This window comes from Pseudomonas putida, assembly GCF_025905425.1.
Lineage (GTDB): Bacteria > Pseudomonadota > Gammaproteobacteria > Pseudomonadales > Pseudomonadaceae > Aquipseudomonas > Aquipseudomonas putida_AF.
In genome coordinates, this window is record NZ_CP109603.1 from 1,045,776 (window position 1) to 1,063,007 (window position 17,232).

General features: G+C 62.5%; 14 protein-coding genes. 1 reads left to right on the plus strand and 13 read right to left on the minus strand.

The genetic code is table 11. The annotated features are described in order from the left end of the window. Positions 1-15: 15 nt before the first annotated feature. The 5 genes from OGV19_RS04735 to OGV19_RS04755 all read right to left on the minus strand — a co-directional run bounded on the left by OGV19_RS04735 (position 16) and on the right by OGV19_RS04755 (position 6,223). A complete protein-coding gene (locus tag OGV19_RS04735) occupies positions 16-981 on the minus strand; it encodes a FecR domain-containing protein (protein ID WP_264312355.1) in 966 nt (321 codons plus the stop codon). Further along, the gene (locus OGV19_RS04740; protein ID WP_264312356.1) at positions 978-1,493 is read right to left on the minus strand and encodes a sigma-70 family RNA polymerase sigma factor; all 516 of its coding nucleotides are present in this window, start codon (positions 1,491-1,493) and stop codon (positions 978-980) included. The genes OGV19_RS04735 and OGV19_RS04740 overlap by 4 nt, the downstream gene beginning before the upstream one ends. Positions 1,494-1,561: 68 nt before the next feature. After that, positions 1,562-2,887 carry a di-heme oxidoreductase family protein gene (locus OGV19_RS04745; RefSeq protein WP_264313887.1) on the minus strand — a complete coding sequence of 442 codons (1,326 nt, stop codon included), beginning with the start codon at positions 2,885-2,887 and terminating at the stop codon, positions 1,562-1,564. A gap of 5 nt (positions 2,888-2,892) precedes the next feature. Further along, positions 2,893-4,194 carry an ABC transporter substrate-binding protein gene (locus OGV19_RS04750; RefSeq protein WP_264312357.1) on the minus strand — a complete coding sequence of 434 codons (1,302 nt, stop codon included), beginning with the start codon at positions 4,192-4,194 and terminating at the stop codon, positions 2,893-2,895. After that, the gene (locus OGV19_RS04755) at positions 4,181-6,223 is read right to left on the minus strand and encodes a TonB-dependent receptor plug domain-containing protein (protein ID WP_264312358.1); all 2,043 of its coding nucleotides are present in this window, start codon (positions 6,221-6,223) and stop codon (positions 4,181-4,183) included. The genes OGV19_RS04750 and OGV19_RS04755 overlap by 14 nt, the downstream gene beginning before the upstream one ends. Before the next feature lie 324 nt (positions 6,224-6,547). Between OGV19_RS04755 and OGV19_RS04760 the strand changes: the two genes are divergently transcribed. Next, entirely contained in the window at positions 6,548-6,970 is a 423-nt protein-coding gene (locus tag OGV19_RS04760) for a hypothetical protein (RefSeq protein ID WP_264312359.1), read from the plus strand. Positions 6,971-7,036: 66 nt separating this feature from the next. On the opposite strand, the gene OGV19_RS04765 is transcribed toward OGV19_RS04760, so the two are convergent. The 8 genes from OGV19_RS04765 to OGV19_RS04800 form a co-directional block, all read right to left on the minus strand. Continuing rightward, positions 7,037-7,306, minus strand: coding sequence for a DUF3077 domain-containing protein (locus OGV19_RS04765; RefSeq protein WP_264312360.1), 270 nt, complete (start codon positions 7,304-7,306; stop codon positions 7,037-7,039). 157 nt (positions 7,307-7,463) lie between these two features. Beyond that, positions 7,464-7,709 (minus strand): hypothetical protein, encoded by a 246-nt coding sequence (locus tag OGV19_RS04770; RefSeq protein WP_264312361.1) that lies wholly within the window; start codon positions 7,707-7,709, stop codon positions 7,464-7,466. A gap of 355 nt (positions 7,710-8,064) precedes the next feature. Then, positions 8,065-9,675 (minus strand): ABC transporter ATP-binding protein, encoded by a 1,611-nt coding sequence (locus tag OGV19_RS04775; RefSeq protein ID WP_264312362.1) that lies wholly within the window; start codon positions 9,673-9,675, stop codon positions 8,065-8,067. A 1-nt stretch (position 9,676) separates the two neighbouring features. Beyond that, entirely contained in the window at positions 9,677-10,696 is a 1,020-nt protein-coding gene (locus tag OGV19_RS04780; RefSeq protein WP_027592834.1) for an ABC transporter permease, read from the minus strand. A 1-nt stretch (position 10,697) separates the two neighbouring features. Beyond that, on the minus strand, positions 10,698-11,771 hold the full coding sequence (locus OGV19_RS04785) for a microcin C ABC transporter permease YejB (RefSeq protein WP_264312363.1): 1,074 nt from the start codon (positions 11,769-11,771) through the stop codon (positions 10,698-10,700). A gap of 1 nt (position 11,772) precedes the next feature. Further along, positions 11,773-13,608, minus strand: a complete 1,836-nt coding sequence (locus tag OGV19_RS04790) for an extracellular solute-binding protein (RefSeq protein WP_264312364.1) — start codon at positions 13,606-13,608, stop codon at positions 11,773-11,775. Continuing rightward, positions 13,605-15,434 carry an extracellular solute-binding protein gene (locus OGV19_RS04795; protein WP_264312365.1) on the minus strand — a complete coding sequence of 610 codons (1,830 nt, stop codon included), beginning with the start codon at positions 15,432-15,434 and terminating at the stop codon, positions 13,605-13,607. Before OGV19_RS04795 ends, OGV19_RS04790 begins: the two co-directional genes overlap by 4 nt. Before the next feature lie 278 nt (positions 15,435-15,712). Continuing rightward, positions 15,713-17,146: a lytic transglycosylase domain-containing protein gene (locus OGV19_RS04800; RefSeq protein ID WP_264312366.1), complete on the minus strand. Its 1,434-nt coding sequence runs from the start codon at positions 17,144-17,146 to the stop codon at positions 15,713-15,715. Positions 17,147-17,232: the final 86 nt, after the last annotated feature.

The following is a 17,232-nucleotide window of genomic DNA, read 5'->3' on the forward strand; positions in this document are numbered from 1 at the left end:
GAAAGTTTTTTCAGCTCAGCGTGGCTGCGGGCTGGCAGGCGGTGACACGTTGACCCAGAAACGGCTGTAGCGCGTGACGCGTAACGAAAAGCCGCTTTCCAGTGACGCAAGCGCCCGGTCGGTGTCATCGATGGGGAATGCGCCAGATACCTTCAACTGGGCAATACGCGGGTCGCAGCGCAGCACGCCGGGGCGATAGCGCGACAGGTCCGCCAGCAGTTCGGCCAAGGGGCGATCGAGGGCGATGATGCTGCCTTGTTGCCAGGCCCCTACAGACGCGTCATTGCGCCGTAGTGCCCCCACCGAACGGTCAGAAAAAGCAATGGATTGCCCCGCCTCCACACGCACTGCCAACGCACCGCTGGATGCCCTGACTTCCACCGCCTTTTCGAGGACTGCCACCTCGCCGCCCAGGGATTGGGCGCGAACGATAAAGCGCGTGCCCAGCGCGCGTACCTGGCCATGCGGGGTACGCACCGTGAACGGCCGTTGTGCAGGGTCGACAGCCGTGGCCACCAGTACCTCACCCCGCAGCAGTTCCAGCACCCGTTGCTGGCCGTCGTACTTGAGGTTCACCGACGTGTCGGTGTTCAGCAGCAGCGAGCTGCCATCTGGCAACCGAAATGCGCGGCGTTCACCTACAGCAGTGCGGTAGTCGGCAAACAGCTGCTGGGAGGCATCGCTGCGCCAACCCAGCCAGCCCAGCGACGTGGCTGGCACCAGTATCACGACGCTGCGCAACAGCTGGCGCCGAGAACGCTCGGCACCGCGCAAGGCAGGTGCCGCCAGGGCGCCGGGCACGCGGGTCATCTGTTCGCCCACGGCGGCCATGCGCTGCCAGGCTTGATGATGGGCAGGGTCGGCAACCAGCCAGGCGTTCCAGGCGCTGCGGTCTGCATCGGTTGCAGTGCCGGACTGAAGCCTCGCGTACCAGCGGGCGGCGGCGCTGATGGCTTGTAACTCGGCGGGCGAAAGGCTCATGCCAGTTGCAACTGCATCAAACAGCAATGCTCCATGGCCTTGGCCATGTGGTTGTTGACGCTGCGCACGCTGATGTTCAAGCGCTCGGCAATCTGCGGGTAGGTCAGGCCATCGAACTGCGACAACATGAACACCTGCTTGACCTTGGGGCCAAGCCCCTGCAGCAGGCGGTCGATTTCCACCAGTGCCTGCAACAGGATCGCCTGTTCCTCCAGCGACGGCTGCAGGGCTCCCGGCAGGGTAGCCAAGGCGTCCAGGTAGGCTTGCTCCAGTGAGCGCCGGCGGATCAGGTCGATCAGCAAGCCCTTGGCGATTCTCGACAGGTAGGGGCGCGGCTCGCGAATCTCCAGCGCGGTGCGTGCCTTGATCACCCGCACGAAGGTGTCTTGCGTCAAGTCGGCGGCATCGAACGCATTGCCCAGGCGTTTGCGCAGCCAGCCATTGAGCCAGCCGTGATGATCGCAGTACAGGTCATTGACGGCGCTACGCAGGGATAGATCATTGGCGGGCATGATGGTGGAATAGTTCGCGAGTGGTAATGAATCTTATTGTCGTGCGCCCCGTAGTTTTTTTGCAATAGCTACAAAGATTCAAGAAACACAAGAATCGCCTGCCGCGCCTGCTTGCCAAGCGCCACATAGCGTTGCCGGGCAACTTCTGCCTCACCGCCATGCCAGACAATGGCTTCTTCCAAGGTGCGCGCTCGGCCGTCGTGCAGATAGCCACTGCCGGGGGTGATCCGTTCGCTGAGGCCAAGCCCCCACAGCGCAGGCGTGCGCCATTGCCGGCCGTTGGCGAGATAGTCTTCACGGCCATCCGCCAGGCCAGCGCCCATGTCGTGCAGCAACAGGTCGGTGTAGGGCGCGATGCGCTGCTGGGTCAGCGCCGGATAAAGCGGATGTGTGTCGGTGATCAGCTCAGGGCGGTGGCAGGCGGTGCAGCCACTGGCAGCGAACAGTTTTTCGCCCTCAATGACCGCAGGATCGGCCTGTTGTCGACGGGCCGGCACGGCCAGGTGAGCGAGGTAGAAATGCACGTCGCCGAGCTGCAGGGCGTCCAGCTCTGGCTCGCCGCCGTGCGGCGCCTGGGCGCAGGCCTGTTGAGTGGGCGTGCAGTTCTGCACGGGGGCGAGCGTAGAGGTAATGCCAAGATCGCCAAGCATGGCGTGGGCGATCTGTTGGCGCAGGTCCGGCTGGTTGGCCTTGAGGCCAAAACGGCCTGCCTCGGTGCGCTGGCGCTCGACGCTCCACACCTGGTTGACGTGCCCGGTCACGCCGTCTGGTTTGGCTTCAGAGGCCATGGCCTGCAGGGTGCTCGCATCGATAGCCTCCAGCAAACCGAGGCCGATTACCGGCGAGCCCACCCTTGCCGAGGTTAACACCGCATCCAGCGGCCCGTAGGCCAGCTCACGCAGGTCGACACGTGGCTTGCGTAGCATGACGGTTTCGCCATCGCCCAGTTGCACCGCGTGCTCCTGCCAGTAGACATGGGCGCGCCCCTCACCCGGCACGCCAGGCACGCCCAGTTCGTTAAGCTGGTCGCCATAGACGGGGTGTGGCTTCGGCCCTCCGTGGCCATCGTGCCCCGGCAGGGACAAGCGCAACAACATGCTGCGCATCGGCTGCCCGTGTTCAGGCGCCTGGCCACGGCCGTTCTTGGGGTGGCAGGCGATGCACGAAACCCGGTTGTACAGCGGCCCAAGGCCATCCACCGCGTCGTCGCGCGAGGGGGCAACCACCCAGGCCTGACGGAACAGGCTGCGCCCGCGGAAGAAGCGTTCCAGTTGGCCTTCGTCGAGCCCGGATAATGGCTGGGAATAGGCCTCCCGGTTTGCTGCGGTGTGCGTGGTCTCGGCGCTGGCGAGCAGGCTCGTCAGCAAACCGACCGATAACCAGGCTGCACGCACGGCGGTCAATACCCCAAGCCTTCGAGCAAACGGGCAGCCTCTGCCCGGTGGAGCGCGGCCTGGAACTGCCAGCTGATTTCCCTGCGGCCGAGTTCGTCCTCGTCGCTTGCCGGTGCTTGCGTCATGCCCTTGTCCTGGCGCGCCGCGAACAGTGCCAGCAAGGGTTTCGCCTCGGCTTGCCCGGCATCCAGGGGCGGCGCGGTCAACTGTTGGCGTATTGCGCCAACGTCCAGCCCAGCCGCTTCGGCAGCGTGCAGCCGAGCCCAGAGTTCGCCCAAAGCTTCATGGGGCATGCCCAACCATTGGGTGAACAAGGCGCTGATCAATGCCAGGCGTTCGCGTGAGCTGCCGTTGCCATAGTCATAGGCACCGACGCCTGCGGCAACGAACGGGTCATGATAGCCGGCCGGCAATTGCCGATAGACACTGGGGCGCACCGGCAGCTTGCGGATGTCGGCATCGGCCAGCAGCCCCTGGCCTGCCTCAGACAGCACGAACTGCGCAAACGCCCTGGCACCGGCCAACGCCTGGCTGTGGGCGGTGATCGCAATAAACGCAGGGTTGAGGCCGCCATGGGCCGGATAGACGAAATCCACCGGTTCGCCATTGGCCTTGGCGGAGGCGACAAAGAAATCAATCGACAACCCAACCGCTGCGCGCCCGCTGGTGACTTCATCACTGACCAGGGTGCCACCCCGGCTCACCAGGCGCGCCTGCCCGGCCAGCTCGCTCCAGAGGGCCCAGCCGCGTTCCCAGCCATAAGCACGCAACACGATATCCAGCAGTACCGGGGCAAAGCCGACCCGGCCTGGGTCCGGCAGGGCAACGCGCCCGCGCAGTCGTGCATCGAGCAGGTCCGGCCAATCCCTGGGCGTCGGCACCCCCAGTGCTTCCAGCGACGTGGCGTTTATGGCAAAGCCGTAACCCGCCAATTCGGTTGCCTGGTACAGCTGCCGTTGGTCACGCAATGACAAGCCACCAATCTGTGCCGGCAAACCCTTCAGGTTGATGCCCAGGGGTTGCCAACTGCCCGCTTTCGCCAGCCGGGCGAAGTTGCCCGGTGACGGTGCCCAATAGACATCGACACCGCCCTGCTGCGCTTGCAGCAGGTAGGGCAGGGCATCGAAACCCTGTCGCCAGAGGATGTGCAGGCGATACTCCGGGTGGGCTTGAGCAAACCCATCCTCAATCCGCGTCATCACCTCTTCGGGATAGCTGGTCATGACCACCACGGTTTGCGGGGCGGCGCTTAGCAGCGTGCTGACCGTCAGCAGCAGGCTCGCCAGCCAGCGGTTACAGCGGCACATTGAATTGCACAAAGTATTGACGGCCCATCTCGGGGTAACCCTCGCTGTACTCATACAGCCGGTCGAACAGGTTGCGAATGCCGCCCTCGATCAACACATCGTTACTGAATCGATAACCGGTCTTGAGGTTGTACACGGCATAGCCTGGTGCCATCTGGTTGCCGTCAGACGTGTTGTAGCGACGCGATGCGGCCTCCACGCTGGCGGTATGTTGCCAGTCGCCCAGATGCCACGCTGCCGAGCCAAACGCGCTGTGGCGTGGGGTGTCGGTAGGGTGCAGAGCGCGGTTGCTGAGGTTCTCGCGGTCAAGAAAGGTGTAGTTTGCCGCCAATTCCCAATCGCCCAGGTCGCCATTGATACCCAGTTCCACGCCTTGATTGCGCGCCTTGGCAATGTTCTGGTATTGGCCACAGGGCGCGGCGCAGTTAGCCTGCGCGGGTACCGTGACGTTTTGAATGGAGTCTTCGATGTTCGCCACGAACAGCGCTGCGTCGAGCTTCCATTGCGGGGCAACCTGGCCGCTGTAACCAAGTTCGTAGTGCGTCGCCCGCTCGGACTTCAGGTCAGGGCTGGGGATGACCGTGCCGAAGCGGGTCGAGTAGCGATCCTTGATCGTCGCGAAGCGGCTTTTACGCGCAACCGTCAGGCGCAGTTGGCCGTTGTCGTGGGTGCCCAGCAGCGGGTTGGTATTGGCAAAGAGGCCAAGCTGCGCGTTGACCGCGTCATTGCTGCCAGTGGGTTCGTCGTACAGCATGGGCCGCGATGGCGAGTTGGCGTTGGTGCCGTAATTCTGTGCGTCGAGACTCTTGCGGTAGTTGTAAGAGATGCCCCCAACCACGCTGAATATGTCGTTCAGGCGCAGGGTGTCTTCCAGGGCAATCGATTGGGTCTGGTCGCGGAAATAGGTCTGGGGGTTGGAGCCATCACGGGAGCGATGCACATCGTCCTTGAAGTGATAGGCAATGCCCAGGCGGTTGGCCTCGCTCAAGGCCAGATCGCCTTCCACCGAAAAACCGCTGCTTTCGTCATCGTATTTGCTTGGGAAGCCCGGCTGCAGGGCACCGACCACGCCGTTGCGGTACGTGAAGCTTTCCAGCGAGTTCTTGAAGGTGTCGTGGTACACGCGGGTTTTCAGGGCGTGCTCGCCGAAGCTGGTTTTAGTGGCGATAAAGACACTGGTGTTGTCTGATCGCGGCCACTCCCACCAGCGTGCGCGTTGGCCGGTAGTCGGCAAGTCGCCGGCGTAGGTTGGCTGGCCCTTGCTCCCTTCCTGCTGAACGTAGCCGAGTACGTATTCATCGGTTTCATTGGGGGTGAAGCCCAGTTTGAAGCTGAACTTGCTGTCGCGGTGGTCGCTGTTCTCGCGGCGCCCTGCGCCCTGCTGGTTGTTGGTTGGCTTGAAGTCATCGGGCAGCATGGTGTAGTCGTAATCGACATACGACACCCCGCCCTGAACCCACCACATGCCTTGGTTGGAGCCAAGGTTCGCGTAACTGCGGTAGGCGTTTACGTTGCCGTGATCGGTGAGTTCCAGCCCCCCACCCACTTCGCCTTCGAACGCATCGGTCGGACGACGCGTCACCAGGTTGATCGCCCCACCCAAGGTGTTGGGGCCATACAGCAGCGAGGCGAAGCCCTTGTCCACCTGAATGCGCGACAGGTCGTAGGTGGTAAAACGGCCCAGGTCGATGTTGCCGTCATAAGGCACATAAGTCGGGATGCCGTCGATAAACACCGGCACTTGCAGGCGATCGAAACCCCGTACAAACACCACCTGCTCGGCGCGGCCACCGATGTAACCGAGGTTGACCCCTGGGGCCAATGTCAGCGCACTGCCGACGGTCTCGCGGTCGTGCAGCCGAATGTCTTTCAGGTCGATGACGCTACCCCCCGTGGACAGCGTTTCGTCCCGTGGTGCGGAGATCTGGATTTCACCGAGGCTGAAGGTGTTGCTCTGTTCGGCAACAGCGGATTGAGCACCGAGGGCTGCGACGGCAACCATCAGTGTGCGCGGTGTTAGCGGCTTCATTACTGCTCCTGGGTCGGCCATGGCAGTGGCGGGCCTGGCGACGTCATATATTTTTTTATATAGCGATAGGCGAGCTTATTTGATCCCGACCTCCCCAGAGCGTGATCAGTCAGCAGTCGCAAAATTTAAAACAGGATGGCAGATTGCCAACCGCGGCAAATCCTAGCGTTGTTTACGGGTGGTTACAACGATGTATACAAAAATATATAGCGTGCGGTTCGGCCGAGATCCGCTCGCGAATGTCCCTGTTGAGGCTTGAGGCTTGACCTTGGAGCATACCCGAGGGTTTAGCCTGCTGTTTTCATTGACTCAGAGGCATTGAACATGTGGAGCAACGCCCAGTACCGCAAGCTGGTACGCGCGAGTGGTTTTTACGATTTGGCGGTCACCATCGGTTTTGTGACGCCGTGGGGGTTCGCCTTGCTGCATGACTGGATGGCTGCGCTGCATGGCACGCTCGGTTTGGCAGGCCAGATCCCGGCGTTTGACCCGCTGCAGATGCTGATGGCCAACCTCATGGGGTCGATCGTGTGTGTCTGGGCATGGCTGAGGATCCGCGACCCGCAACAGCAGTTCGGGCGCTACGACGCGGCAGCGCGGGTGTTGTTCGCGTCGTGGCAGGTGTACGCGCTGGCCCAGGGGGCGTCCGGGTTGATCTGGGGCGTTCTGCTGCTTGAGGTGGTGTGGGCTGTGGCGCAATGGATGCCGGTCAAGCAGCAGCGTGTAGCGGTTCCAGGCGCCTGCTGACTCGGTGGTAACCCTGGTGGGAGCGGGCAAGCCCGCTCCTACAAGGCCAGTAGCGCGCTTGCATCTTTAGTGGGTCATGCCCAGTTCGGCATCATCCATCAGCGCCTTGGCCAAAGCGCTCAGGTAGTGCGAGGCCCAGATCAACTGCGGGTTATCGTCCATCAGGCCGGCGATGGTCAGGTCGCGCACGCAGCCCATCAGCTCAGAGGCCTGATCACGGGCGTCTTGGCAAGGGATGCCGGGCTCGATGCAGAACAGCGGTTGGGTCTTCTTTTCACCTTGGTAGAACTTGGTCTTGCCGACAGTGGTTTGGGCTTTTGCGGTGTCTGTGGTCATTGTTCCATCTCCCTGAAGGTTCACTGCCTGGCCGAGCCTCTTCGCGGGGCAAGCCCGCTCCCACAGGTAACAACACCAGCTTTGAAACCTGTAGTGATCCTGTGGGAGCGGGCTTGCCCCGCGAAGAGGCCTGCCCAGGCAACGCATCACTTGTGCTTTAGTGTTGGGTTCGCGGCTGCTGCGCCGGTATCTGCACTTGGATCAAAGCCGACTCAAGCAGCACACGCAGTGCCTCCAGCTCATGCATCGTCGCCATCATCAGGATCGCCACGGTTGACTTGGGCTGCAGAAGAATCGCCTGATGAGCCACGGTCTGCGCGCACAGGGCATAGTCCGCAGCCTGGATGATTGTGTCTTCGAGGGAATGGTGGTTGTGGGGTGGATCGGGGACAACCTTCAACATGATGATTCTTCCGTTAACGATGCCGCCACCTGCCTGCTGTCAAACAGTAGGGTGGCAGCTGTACGTGGGTTGACAGACCGGCGGAAAAATCGCAAAAGTTCCGGCGCACGCAAGCGTGCCCGCACGTACAGCCGCCATAGAAGCGGACCGCATGCAATTTTTAACCGTCACAGCCTGTCAAAGCTGTGTCGTTGATGTGCAACGACAGGCCGAGACTAGAGCCGTACCCGAGGGGCCGCAACGGAAAAAAGGCGGCAGGAGTATGTTTGGGAAATGCCCTACAAGGAAGGGGTTTAATCTGATTTTTCATCGTCTCTGGCGGCACCATTTTGCTTAAAGCGAGCCGCCCCGAAACCTAGCCCGCAGTCTTAACTTCCAAAAACGCTGCCTCCAACAACTGCCGCGTATACGCATGCTGCGGCGCATGGAAGATCGCCTGTGCATCCCCTTGCTCCACCACTTGCCCCTGCTTGATCACCATCAACTGATGGCTCAGCGCCTTGACCACCGCCAGGTCATGGCTGATGAACAGGTAGGTCAGGTTGTACTTCTGCTGCAAGCTGCGCAGTAACTCCACCACCTGCCGCTGCACCGTGCGGTCCAGCGCCGAGGTCGGCTCATCCAGCAGAATCAACGCCGGCTTCAACACCAATGCCCGCGCAATCGCAATGCGCTGCCGCTGCCCGCCAGAGAACTCATGCGGGTACCGGTGCCGTGTTCGCGGGTCCAGCCCCACTTCCTCCAGTGCGGCAATGATCGCCGCTTCCTGTTCTTCAGCCGTACCCATTCGGTGAATCCGCAACCCTTCACCCACGATATCCGCCACGCACATGCGCGGGCTCAGGCTGCCAAACGGGTCCTGGAACACCACCTGCATCTCTCGCCGCAGCGGGCGCACTTGCTGCTGGTTCAGCCCTTCGAGGTTCTGGCCATGAAAGCGAATACCGCCCTGGCTTGAAATCAACCGCAAGATGGCCAGCCCAAGCGTCGACTTACCCGAGCCACTCTCGCCGACAATCCCCAGCGTCTGCCCCTGGGGCAAGCTGAAGTTGATGCCGTCCACCGCCTTCACATGGTCAACCGTGCGCCGCAAGAAGCCTTTCTTGATCGGGAACCAGACCTTGAGGTCATCCACCTCCAGCAGCGGAGCGCCGACCGGGTTGTGGGCAGGCTGGCCGCTGGGTTCGGCATTGATCAACATTTGCGTGTAGTGATGCTGCGGCGCACTGAACAGGGTTGCGCATTCCGCCTGCTCGACAATCTGCCCGCGCTGCATCACGCACACGCGGTGGGCAATGCGCCGCACCAGGTTCAGGTCATGGCTGATCAACAGCAGCGCCATCCCCAGGCGCGCCTGCAGCTCTTTGAGCAGGTCGAGAATCTTCAACTGCACGGTCACGTCGAGCGCCGTGGTGGGTTCATCGGCAATCAGCAGCTCTGGCTCGTTGGCCAGGGCCATGGCAATCATCACTCGCTGGCGTTGCCCGCCAGACAACTCATGGGGCAAGGCCTTGAGGCGTTTGCGGGGTTCGGGAATGCCGACCAGTTCCAGCAGTTCCAGGGTCCGTGCGGTGGCTTCCTTGCCGGTCAAGCCTTTGTGCAACAGCAGGATTTCGTTGATCTGTTTCTCGATAGAGTGCAGCGGGTTCAGCGAGGTCATCGGCTCCTGGAAGATCATCGCAATGCGGTTGCCACGGATATGCCGCAGGGTCTTCTCGTTCTGCAGCAGCAGGTCCTTGCCCTCGTAGCGGATGCTGCCGCTGGGGTGGCGGGCGAGGGGGTAGGGCAGCAGGCGCAGGATCGAGTGGGCGGTCACCGACTTGCCCGAGCCGCTCTCGCCGACCAGGGCCAGGGTCTCGCCCTTGCGAATGTCGAAGCTGATGCCATCGACCACACGGTTGACCTGCTCACCGGTGACGAACTCCACCGAAAGATCACGCACTTCGATCAGGTTGTGTTCGCTCATGTCATTTCCTTGGGTCGAAGGCATCGCGGGCGGATTCACCGATGAACACCAGCAAGCTCAGCATTACTGCTAGCACGGCGAAAGCGCTGATGCCGAGCCATGGCGCCTGCAGGTTGGACTTGCCCTGGGCGACCAGCTCGCCCAGCGACGGCGAGCCGGCAGGCAGGCCGAAGCCGAGAAAGTCCAGGGCGGTCAGCGTGCCGATGGCGCCGGTGAGGATGAACGGCATGAAGGTCATGGTCGAGATCATGGCGTTAGGCAGGATGTGCCGGTACATGATCGCGCCGTTGCGCATCCCCAAGGCCCGCGCAGCGCGCACGTATTCCAGGTTGCGGCCACGCAGGAACTCGGCGCGCACCACGTCCACCAGGCTCATCCACGAGAACAGCAGCATGATCCCCAGCAACCACCAGAAGTTGGGCTGCACGAAGCTTGCGAGGATGATCAGCAGGTACAGCACCGGCAGGCCCGACCAGATCTCCAGAAAGCGCTGGCCGGCCAGGTCTACCCAGCCGCCATAAAAGCCCTGCAAGGCACCGGCAATGACGCCGACGATGGAGCTGAGGATGGTCAGCGTCAGCGCGAACAGCACCGACACGCGGAAGCCGTAGATCACCCGCGCCATCACGTCGCGGCCCTGGTCGTCGGTGCCCAGCCAATTGTCCGCCGAGGGCGGGGCAGGCGCCGGGACCTTGAGGTCGTAGTTGATGCTCTGGTAGCTGAAGGGGATCGGCGCCCACAGCACGAAGCTGTCTTTCTTGGCCAGCAGCTCGCGGATGTACGGGCTCTTGTAGTTGGCCTCCAGCGGGAACTCGCCGCCAAAGGTCGTTTCTGGGTAGCGCTTGAACGCGGGGAAGTACCACTCGCCGTCGTAACGCACGGCGATCGGTTTGTCGTTGGCGATCAGCTCGGCGCCCAGGCTCAGGCCGAACAGGATGAGGAACAGCCACAACGACCACCACCCTCGGCGGTTGGCCTTGAAGCGCTCGAAGCGCCGGCGGTTGAGAGGGGACAAGGCCATGTCAAAGCTCCCGGCTGGCGAAGTCGATGCGTGGATCGACCAAGGTGTAAGTCAGGTCGCCGATCAGCTTCACCACCAGCCCCAGCAGGGTGAAGATGAACAGGGTGCCGAAGACCACCGGGTAGTCGCGGTTGATCGCCGCCTCGAAGCTCATCAGGCCCAGGCCGTCGAGCGAGAAAATGACCTCGATCAGCAGCGAGCCTGTGAAGAAGATGCCGATGAAGGCCGAAGGGAAACCGGCGATCACCAGCAGCATGGCGTTACGGAACACATGCCCGTACAGCACCCGCGAGCGGCTCAGGCCTTTGGCCTTGGCGGTGACCACGTACTGCTTGTTGATCTCGTCGAGGAAGCTGTTTTTGGTCAGCAGGGTCATGGTGGCGAAGTTGCCGATGACCAGCGCGGTGATCGGCAACACCAGGTGCCAGAAGTAGTCCAGCACCTTGCCGGTGGTAGACAGTTCGTCGAAATTGTTCGAGGTCAGCCCGCGTAGCGGGAACCAGTCGAAGTAGCTGCCGCCAGCGAACAGCACGATCAGCAGGATGGCGAACAGGAACGCCGGGATGGCGTAGCCGACGATGATCGCCGAGCTGGTCCAGACATCGAAATGGCTGCCGTGGCGCACGGCCTTGGCGATCCCCAGGGGGATCGACACCAGGTACATGATCAGTGTGCTCCACAACCCTAGCGAGATTGAAACCGGCATCTTCTCGATGATCAGGTCGATGACCTTGGCATCGCGGAAGAAGCTGTCGCCAAAGTCCAGTTGGGCGTAGTTCTTGACCATGATCCACAGGCGTTCGGGCGGCGATTTGTCGAAGCCGTACATGCGCTCGATCTCGGCGATCAGTGCCGGGTCCAGGCCTTGGGCGCCGCGGTAGCTGGAACCGGCCACCGAGACTTCGGCGCCGCCGCCGGCGATGCGGCTGGTGGCGCCTTCAAAGCCTTCGAGCTTGGCGATCATCTGCTCGACCGGGCCGCCGGGCGCGGCCTGGACGATGATGAAGTTGATGATCAGGATGCCGAACAGGGTCGGGATGATCAGCAGCAGGCGGCGCAGGATATAGGCCAGCATCTCAGTTGGCCTCGCCCACGGTGACATCGGTTACGGCCGGGGTCACGCCGGGCTTGATCCACCAGGTGTCGATGCCGATGTCGTACTTGGGCGAGACTTTCGGGTGGCCGATGTGGTTCCAGTAGGCCACGCGCCAGGTCTTGATGTGCCAGTTGGGGATCACGTAGTAGCCCCACAGCAGTACGCGGTCGAGCGCGCGCGCGTGGTTGATCAGGCTCTGGCGTGATTCGGCATTGATCAGCTGTTCCACCAACTGGTCGATGGCCGGGTCGCGCAGGCCGATGAAGTTGCGGCTGCCAGGGTTGTCGGCGGCGGCGCTGGACCAGAACTCGCGCTGCTCGTTGCCCGGCGAGTTGGACTGCGGGTAACCCCCGACGATCATGTCGTAGTCGCGCGAGCGCAGGCGCGTGATGTATTGCGAAACGTCGACCCGGCGGATGTTCAGGTCAATCCCTAAGTCGGCAAGGTTGCGCTTGAACGGCAGCAGGATGCGTTCGAACTCGGTCTGGGCCAGCAGAAACTCGATGGACACCGGTTTGCCCTGGGCGTCGACCATCTTGTCGTCGACGATTTTCCAGCCGGCTTCCTGCAGCAGCTTGTAGGCTTGGCGCTGCTGTTCGCGGATCATACCGCTGGCGTCGGTCACCGGGTTATGGAAGGCCTCGCTATAGACCTGCTCGGGCACTTTGCCGCGCAGCGGTTCGAGTATTTTCAACTCGTCAGGGGAGGGCACGCCCCTGGCGGCCATGTCGGAGTTTTCGAAGTAGCTGCCGGTGCGGGTGTAGGCGCCGTTGAACAACTGCTTGTTGGTCCACTCGAAGTCCAGCAGCAGGCTCAGCGCCTGTCGCACACGGATGTCCTGGAACACTGGTTTGCGCAGGTTGAATATGAAGCCCTGCATGCCGGTGGGGTTGCCGTTGGGCAGCTCTTCCTTGATCAGGCGGCCATCGCGGACCGCCGGGACGTTGTAGGCGGTGGCCCAGTTTTTTGCACTGACCTCAAGCGCATAGTCGAACGCCCCGGCCTTCAATGCCTCTAGCGCTACGGCCGTGTCGCGGTAAGAGTCGAAGGTCATGGCATCGAAGTTGAACTGGCCGCGGTTGATCGGCAGGTCCTTGGCCCAGTAGTCCTTGACCCGCTCGTAGCGGATGGTCCGCCCAGCCTTGACCTCGTCAACCTTGTACGGGCCGCTGCCCAGGGGGATTTCCAGGTTGCCACGGTTGAACTCACGGCCTTCGTACCAGTGCTTGGGCAGTACCGGCAGCTGGCCCAGAATCAGCGGCAGCTCGCGGTTGTTCTGGTGCTTGAACTTGAACAGCACCCGCAGCGGGTCTTCGGCCACCACTTCGGCGACGTCGGCGTAGTACTGGCGGTACAGCGGCGCACCGTCCTTGATCAGGGCATTGAAGGTGAACACGACATCGTCGGCGCGCATCGGGTGGCCGTCATGGAAGCGGGCCTCGGGGCGCAGGTAGAAGCGCACCCAACTGTTGTCCGGGGCCTTTTCGATCTTGCCGGCGACCAGGCCGTATTCGGTGAACGGCTCGTCCTGGCTCTGACGCATCAGGGTGTCGTAGATGATGCTGATGTTCTCGGCCGCCACGCCCTTGTTGATGAACGGGTTGAGGCTGTCGAAGCCACCGAAGCTGGACTGGCGGAAGGTGCCGCCCTTGGGCGCGTCGGGGTTGACGTAGTCGAAATGCTTGAAGTTGGCGGGGTATTTTGGCGCCTCGTCGTAGAGCGTCAGCGCGTGTTGCGGCGCGGCCAGGGCCGGAAGGCTCAGGCAGGCCAGCAGCAGGCTGCCAGCCAGCTGGCGCAGGCGGTGCGTTGGCATCATTTGGCTTTCTCCGAAGTCTTGATCCACCAGCTGTTCAGCCCGAGGGTGTAGGGCGGCGTGGTGACAAAGGCGAACCGATTGCGGTAGGCCAGGCGGTGATTGTCGAGATACCAATTGGGGATCATGTAGTACTGCCATGAGAGCACGCGGTCCAGGGCGCGGGCGGCGGCGACCTGGTCGTCGCGGGTGCGCGCGGCGAGCAAGGTGTCGAGCAGGTGGTCGACCACCGGGTCCTTGACCCCAGCATAGTTCTTGCTGCCCTTGGTCGCGGCCTGGCTTGAGTGAAAGTACAGCCACTGTTCAAGGCCGGGGCTCAAGGTCTGGTTCAGGGTCATCAGAATCATGTCGAAATCGAACTGGTCCAGGCGTTGTTTGTACTGGGCGCGGTCCACAGTGCGCAAGCGTGCATCGATGCCGATACTGGACAGATTTTCGACATAAGGTTGCAGGATGCGTTCAAGGTTGGGGTTTACCAGCAGCAGCTCCAGGCGCAGCTGCTGGCCTTTGCTGTCCACCAGGCGCTGGCCGTTGAGCTTCCAGCCAGCTTCGGCGAGCAGGCCCAGGGCCTGACGCAGGGTCTGGCGGTTGATGCCACGGCCTTCGGTCTGGCTGACCTTGTAGGGTTCGCTGAACAGTTTTTCCGGCAGTTGGTCACGGAACGGCGCCAGCAACAGCCACTCCTTGCCGGTGGGCAAGCCGTTGGCCGCAAATTCGCTGTTGGGGTAATAGCTGGTCGAGCGGCGGTAGGCGCTGCTGAACAGGGCGCGGTTGGTCCACTCGAAGTCGAGCATCAGGCCCAGTGCCTGGCGCACCCGAGGGTCGCTGAACGAGGCCCTGCGGCTGTTCATGAACAGGCCTTGGGTCTGGGTCGGAATGCGGTGCGGGATTTGTGCCTTGATCACCTCACCACGGCGCACCGCCGGGAAGTTGTAGCCATTGGCCCAGTTCTTGGCCTGGTGTTCGATATAAATATCGAACTCGCCGGCCTTGAACGCTTCGAACGCCACGGTGGCGTCCCGGTAGAACTCGTATTCGACCCGCTTGAAGTTGTACTTGCCACGGTTGACGGCAAGGTCCTTGCCCCAGTAGTTCTTCACCCGCTCGAACACCAGGCGCCGTCCGGGCTGTACCTGGGTGATGCGGTAGGGGCCGCTGCCCAATGGCGGCTCGAAGGTGGTGGCCTTGAAGTCGCGGCCTTGCCAGTAGTGCTTGGGCAGCACCGGCATTTCGCCCAGGCGCAGGATCAGCAGTGGGTTGCCGGCGCGCTTGAAGACGAAGCGGATGCGCAGGGGGCCGAGGATGTCCACCCGCTGCACTTCCTGCAGGTTGGTGCGGTAGATGGGGTGGCCATCCTTGAGCAGCGTGCGGTAGGAAAAGGCCACGTCCGCCGAGGTGATCGGGCGGCCGTCGTGGAAGCGTGCTTGTGGGCGCAGGTTGAACACCACCCAGCTGCGGTCCTCGCTGTACTCCACCGAGCGCGCGATCAGGCCGTAGCTTGAGGTCGGCTCATCGCCGGAGGGGTCGTACTGCCCCGTGCCGATCATCAGCGGCTCGTTCAGCTCGCTGATGCCGTATTGCTGGAAGTTTGGCGTGGTGATCGGGCTCGAACCCTTGAAGGTGTAAGGGTTGAGCGTGTCGAAGGTACCGAATGCCATGGCCCGCAAGGTGCCGCCTTTGGGCGCTCGCGGGTTGACCCAGTCGAAGTGGGTGAATGTGGCTGGGTACTTGAGCGTGCCGAACTGCGCGTATCCGTGGCTTTCGCTCACCATCGCGACGGCGGGAAAGCTCAAGGCCAGGCTGATTGACAGCAGGAGGGGACGTATCAAGTCGAGATCCGATCCAGAGGCGTTGGGCTTTGATCGGGTACAGTAACAGCTTGCTGGGGTTGGAAAAAGAGAGGTTATGACGGCGGTAATGGCGGGAAAGCCCGGTGCGGGGGATCGCGGGTGATGCTGCGCTTGTGGGAGCGGTTGTGGGAGCGGCCTTGCGTCGCGAGAGGGCCGCTAAGCGGCCCCAGCAATTGCTGAAATTCTGGGGCCGCGCTGCGGCCCTTTCGCGACGCAAGGCCGCTCCCACAGCTGGCCCCACAAGGCTGCGTTTTACATCAATGCCCCAGATAGACGGTCAGCGTTTGCCCTGGCTTGAGCGCATGACCGCTGCGCGGGTTCCAGCGCTTGAGGTGTTTCATTTCGACATTGAAACGCTTGGCCACCAGGTACAGCGAGTCGCCCTTGCGCACCTTGTACTGGGTCGAGCGCTGCGAGGACGCCGCCACCCGGTTGCCTGCGGCACTCGGCGCATTGCCGCCGCGCAGTGCCAATACCTGGCCAGCCCTCAGGCTGTTGCCGGACATACGGTTCCAACGCTTGATGTCCCTGACCGACACGCGGTTGGCCTTGGCGATGGTGCCCAGGTTATCGCCCCTTTTTACCCGGTAACTGCGCGCGGCTGTCGCGGGTGCCTTGGCTTCGGCCACGGCACGGGCGAACACGGCCTTGTTCGGCTGCAGGCTGACCAGTTGCTCAGGCTTGAGGTTGGACAGGCTCGCGGACAACAATTGCGCCTTGGCAGTCGGTACCAGCAACTGCTGGGGGCCGTCCACGGTCATGCGCTTCTTGAAGGCCGGGTTGAGCTGTATCAGCTCGTCTTCGTCGATGTCGGCGAAGGCTGCAACGCGCGAAAGGTCGAGGCGATCATTGATGGCCACCGCCTCGAAGTAGGGTTCGTTGGCAATCGGGTTCAGGTTGACGCCATAGGCATCAGGCGTAGACACCACCTGCGACAGGGCCAAAAGCTTGGGCACGTAGTCGCGGGTTTCCTGTGGCAGTGGCAGGTTCCAGTAGTCGGTCGGCAGGCCGAGTTTTTCGTTGCGTTCGATGGCGCGGCTTACCGTGCCTTCACCGGCATTGTAGGCCGCCAGGGCCAGCAGCCAGTCGCCGTTGAACATGTCGTGCAGGCGGCTCAGGTAGTCCAGCGCGGCGTTGGTCGAGGCGGTAACGTCGCGACGGCCGTCGTAGAAATTGGTCTGGCGCAGGTTGAAATGGCGCCCCGTGGACGGGATGAACTGCCACATGCCCGCCGCATGGGCGCGCGAGTAGGCCATCGGGTTGTAGGCGCTTTCGATGGCGGGCAGCAGGGCCAGTTCCAGCGGCATGTCGCGCTCTTCGAGGCGCTCGACGATGTAGTGCAGGTAGAGGCTGCCGCGCTCGCCAGCGCTTTCGATGTAGCGCGGGTTGCTGGCGAACCACAGGCGCTGCTGTTCGATGCGCGGGTTGACGTCGATGCTGTCCTGCAGGGTGAAGCCCTGGCGCATGCGCTCCCAGACGTCCTGTGGCGCCTGCTCGGCCGGCTTGACCAGCAGCGGAGCAGGCTTGTGCTTGATCCGCGCCTGGTAGTTGTGCGCGCGAACGCTATCGGATTCGTCAAGCTGACGGGTGCTCTGGCAGCCCACCAAGGTGGCGGCCAGGGCCAGCGCACTGATTTGGGCCAGGCGCGTCAGGGCGACGGAATGAGAGGTTCTGCGGCTACGGGAAGGCATCGGCTGGGACAGGTTTCCGGGCGAAAAATTTCGGCGATTCTAGAAACCGCTACCGGCCTGGTCAACCGTTGACCCTCACATGCGAT